The sequence below is a fragment of the Variovorax sp. P4_D9 genome (assembly GCF_056401695.1).
This window is the reverse complement of record NZ_JBFUIU010000830.1, coordinates 1-3795: the sequence shown is the minus strand read 5'-3', so window position 1 is coordinate 3795 and position 3795 is coordinate 1. Positions and strand designations below refer to the sequence as shown.

General features: G+C 68.0%; 5 protein-coding genes. All 5 read left to right on the top strand.

Annotation, left to right across the window (positions count from 1 at the left end):
- Positions 1 to 1053 (top strand): ABC transporter ATP-binding protein (locus AC1DY5_RS46230; protein ID WP_478121099.1); only part of this gene is annotated, 1053 nt, incomplete at its 5' end.
- Complete coding sequence (locus AC1DY5_RS46225; RefSeq protein ID WP_478121098.1) at positions 1050 to 1910, top strand: ABC transporter permease; 861 nt, start codon at positions 1050 to 1052, stop codon at positions 1908 to 1910. The genes AC1DY5_RS46230 and AC1DY5_RS46225, both read left to right, overlap by 4 nt.
- Before the next feature lie 2 nt (positions 1911 to 1912).
- Positions 1913 to 2710 (top strand): ABC transporter permease, encoded by a 798-nt coding sequence (locus AC1DY5_RS46220; protein WP_478121097.1) that lies wholly within the window; start codon positions 1913 to 1915, stop codon positions 2708 to 2710.
- Positions 2707 to 3009, top strand: a complete 303-nt coding sequence (locus AC1DY5_RS46215) for a (2Fe-2S)-binding protein (protein ID WP_478121096.1) — start codon at positions 2707 to 2709, stop codon at positions 3007 to 3009. Before AC1DY5_RS46220 ends, AC1DY5_RS46215 begins: the two co-directional genes overlap by 4 nt.
- Positions 3009 to 3795: NAD(P)/FAD-dependent oxidoreductase (locus AC1DY5_RS46210; RefSeq protein ID WP_478121095.1), on the top strand; the 787-nt coding region annotated here is incomplete at its 3' end. The genes AC1DY5_RS46215 and AC1DY5_RS46210, both read left to right, overlap by 1 nt.

Below are 3795 nucleotides of genomic sequence, written 5' to 3'. Positions count from 1 at the left end.
ACCAAGTTCTATGGCGCGACCTGCGCCGTGTCGGCGATTAACCTGTCCGTCGAGAAAGGGGAGTTCGTGTCCTTGCTTGGGCCGTCGGGCTGCGGCAAGACGACCACGCTGCAGATGGTTGCGGGCTTCGAGGCCGTCAGCAGCGGCCGCATCGAGCTCGACGGCAAGGACATCACCCATGCCAAGGCCAACACGCGTGGCCTCGGCATCGTGTTCCAGACCTACGCGCTCTTCCCGCACATGACGGTGGCCGACAACGTGAGCTTCGGCCTCGAGATGCGCAAGATGCCCAAGGCCGAGCGCCGCGAGCGCGTGGCGCAGGCGCTCGCGCTGGTGCACCTCGAGATGCATGCCGATCGCTATCCGCGCCAGCTCTCCGGCGGCCAGCGCCAGCGCATCGCGCTCGCCCGTGCGCTGGTGATCGAGCCGCCGGTGCTGCTGCTGGACGAGCCGCTGTCGAATCTCGACGCCAAGCTGCGTGAAGAGATGCAGTTCGAGCTGCGCCAGATCCAGCGCAAGGTCGGCACCACCACCATCATGGTCACCCACGATCAGAGCGAGGCGATGTCCATCAGCGATCGTGTCGTCGTGATGGAGGGCGGCCGCGCGACCCAGATCGACCATCCGCATCGCTGCTACGAGCATCCGCGCACCCGTTTCATCTCGACCTTCGTCGGCAAGGCGAACCTGCTGGAAGGCCGCGTGTCCTCGGCCGGCACGCGCACGCGCGTCGAGGTCGGCCCGCTTGCGATCGATGTCGACGACACGGGCTTCCGTCCCGGCGCGGACGTGCTGATGAGCGTGCGGCCCGAGAAGATCCAGTTCACCGCGAGTGGCTCCGGCCGGCTCGACGGCACGGTCGGCGAGCGCTTCTTCCTGGGCAGCCAGTGGCTCTATCGCGTTACGACACGGGTCGGCGATCTGATGGTGCTCAGCCCCAACGACGGCCGCGACGCGCTCGACGAAGGCGCGACGGTCGGCGTGGACTGGCCGGGGCACTGCACGCGCCTGCTGCCTGCCGACGAGGCGGCGGCGGAGAGGGTGGTTGCATGACCGTCGTCGCAAGGAAGGCCACGCCCTGGTGGCTGTCCACGCCCGCGCTGCTGCTCTTCACTGCGCTGCTGCTGGTGCCGTTGCTGCTGACAGCCGTGCTGTCCTTCAACGTCTACGATGCCGCGACCGGCCCGAAGGCCGGCGAGTTCACACTCGATCACTACATTCATCTCTTCACCGACTCCTACTACTACGGCATCTTCTGGCGGACCTTTTGGATCTCGGCGCTGGTCGCCGTGATCTGCGTGCTCGTGGGCACGCCCGAGGCCTACGTGCTGAGCCGCATGCGCAATCCGTGGCGCTCGATCCTGCTGCTGGTGGTGCTGGCACCGCTGATGGTTTCGGTCGTGGTGCGTGCCTTCGGCTGGAGCATGCTGCTCGGGCCCGAAGGCCTGGTGAACGGGCTGCTCGGTATCGTCGGCATCGGCCCGATCAAGATGCTCTACACCGAGACGGCCATCGTCATCGCCCTCGTGCACGTGATGCTGCCCTTCATGGTGATCCCGGTGTGGACCTCGCTGCAGAAGCTCGACGCCGGCGTCGAGAACGCCGCGCTGTCGCTGGGCGCCTCCCCCTTCACCACACTTCGGCGCGTCGTGCTGCYGCAGGTGATGCCCGGCATCCTCTCGGGCAGCCTGATCGTGTTCGGTCTTTCGGCCAGTTCCTTCGCCATCCCGGGCCTGCTCGGCGGGCGCCGTCTGAAGATGGTCGCGACCATCGTCTACGACGAATACCTGCATGAGCTCAACTGGCCGCTTGGCGCTGCGATCGCGCTGGTGCTGCTGGTCGCCAATCTGGTGGTGATGCTGAGCTACAACCGCCTCGTCGAAGGCCGCTACAAGAAGGCGCTGGGTTGACCATGAGCAAGAACGGACCCTTTGCCCTCGCGTTCAACGCGCTCGTCATCACCTTCATGCTGGCGCCCCTGGTGGTCGTCTGCGTGGTCGCCTTCACGCCCGAGAACACGCTCACGCTGCCGACCACCGAGTTCTCGTTGCGCTGGTTCCAGGCGGTGTTCGCGCACCCGGATTTCATGCAGTCCTTCTGGAACAGCCTGCGGCTCGGGCTCGCGTCGGCCACCCTCGCCACGCTGGTCGCGGTGCCTGCCGGCCTGGCGATCACGCGCTACGATTTTCCCGGGCGCGACTTCCTCAACGGCCTGTTCCTCTCGCCGTTGATCATTCCGCACCTGGTGCTGGGTGTCGCCCTGCTTCGTCTGTTCGCGCTCGTCGGCGGCACCGGCAGTTTCGGCTTCCTGATCTTCGCGCATGCCTTGATCGTCACGCCGTACACGCTGCGCCTCGTGGTGGCGGCGCTGGTCGGTTTCGACCGCAGCGCTGAGCAGGCGGCGCTGTCGCTGGGCGCGAGCCAGGCCACGGTGTTCAAGCGCATCACGCTGCCGATGATCCTGCCGGGCGTCACTGGCGGCTGGCTGCTGGCCTTCATCAACAGCTTCGACGAAGTGACGATGTCGATCTTCGTCACTTCGCCGAGCACGGTGACGCTGCCGGTGCGCATGTACATGTACGCCACCGAGTCGATCGACCCGCTGATGGCCGCGGTCTCCGCGCTGATGGTGGCGATCACCGCGGTCGCGATGATCGTCCTGGACAGGCTCTACGGCCTCGATCGCGTGCTGGTGGGCGGACACCGATGAGCGACCACACCATTCAGCCGCTGCTGCGTCGGGTCGCCGAGACGAAACGGGCCGCGGTCGCCTTCACCCTCGACGGGCGACCGGCGCAGGCGCTCGATGGCGACACGGTCCTGACCGCCGTGCTGACGCAGGGCGCGCAACTGCGCCGCAACGAATTCAGCCACGAGCCGCGGGCCGGCTTCTGCCTGATGGGCGCCTGCCAGGATTGCTGGATCGCCACCGCCGAAGGCGCGCGGCTTCGCGCCTGCTCGACCTTCATCGCGCCCGGCATGGCCTTGCTGAGCGGAGGATCGCGTTGATGACTGCGTCACTCCAGCCGGCGATCGTCGGCGCCGGCCCGGCCGGCATCCGTGCCGCGCAGACGCTCGCAAAGCACGGCCTGCGGCCGGTGCTGATCGACGAGGCCGCGCGCGCCGGCGGCCAGATCTACCGTCGCCCGCCCGCACATTTCAGCCGGGCGCCCGAGATGCTCTACGGCAGCGAGGCGGCGCGTGCCACCGCCGTGCATGCAGCCATCGACGACCTGCAGGAACGCATCGACTATCGTCCTGACAGCCTCGTGTGGAACGTGCAGGACGCGAAGCTCGACGTGCTGCACGGCCCGACGCAAACCACGCGTACCGTGCCCTACGGCCAGCTCATCGTCGCGACCGGCGCCACCGATCGCGTGTTGCCGGTCCCCGGCTGGACGCTGCCGGGCGTGTACACGCTCGGCGGTGCGCAGGTGGCGCTCAAGTTCCAGGGCTGCGCCATCGGCTCGCGCGTGGTGCTCGCGGGCACCGGGCCCTTGCTCTACCTGGTGGCTTACCAGTACGCGAAGGCCGGTGTCGACGTCGCGGCGGTGCTCGATACCGCGCGCTTCGGCGATCAGGTGGCCGCCGTGCCGGCGATGCTCAGGCAGCCCGCGGTATTCCTGAAGGGGGTGCATTATGTCGCCTGGCTGCGCGCGCACGGCGTGCCGTTGCGGCGCGGCGTGCGACTGCTGCGCATGGCGGGCGACGAGCGAGTGCGCGCCGTCGTGTGGAGCGAAGCCGGACGCGAGCGCACGCTCGACTGCGACGCCGTCGGCTTCGGCTATGCGCTGC